A 533-nucleotide genomic window follows, 5' to 3' on the forward strand; every position below is an offset into this window, starting at 1 on the left:
CAGACGGGTGTCACCCACGGGGGGGCTGATGTCAGAACGTACCACCGGCAACGCCCTTGGTGCGCCTTGGCAAGCGTGTCTTCGGCCTCGTGATAGATTTTGGGACATCCCAGTCCCCAAAATCGACTCGGCCTTTGACAACCTATTTGTGCCCCAGCCGTCCTGGTCACCAAGCACTACGCAACAACTTCGCAAGCTCGTTGCTGCTCCGTACTTGGCTCCCATATGACTGGACGCCGCGTTCGGAGGCCTACTTTGTTTTCCCTCTGGCGCAAGGCACGCCGGGAAAACAGTGCGGCCTCGCGGCTACTGGGGACTACCAGCCTTCGCTTCGCTCTCCATGGCTGGCAGCGTAAGTGTTCCCCACACCCGTGGGGATGAACCGTATCTGGCTGGTCCTCTAGATAGATCATCCAAGCGTGTCTTCGGCCTCGTGATAGATTTTGGGACATCCCAGTCCCCAAAATCGACTCGGCCTTTGACAACCTATTGGTGCCCCAGCCGTCCTGGTCACCAAGCACTACGCAACAACT

General features: G+C 58.3%; 1 protein-coding gene. It reads left to right on the forward strand.

What is annotated here, in order from left to right; translation table 11 throughout:
* Window positions 1-89 precede the first annotated feature (89 nt).
* Complete coding sequence (locus ACOCD2_RS25800) at window positions 90-356, forward strand: hypothetical protein (protein WP_419584231.1); 267 nt, start codon at window positions 90-92, stop codon at window positions 354-356.
* Window positions 357-533: the final 177 nt, after the last annotated feature.

The sequence above is a fragment of the Thiolapillus sp. genome (assembly GCF_048562965.1).
GTDB classification, from domain to species: Bacteria; Pseudomonadota; Gammaproteobacteria; order Chromatiales; family Chromatiaceae; genus Thiolapillus; species Thiolapillus brandeum_A.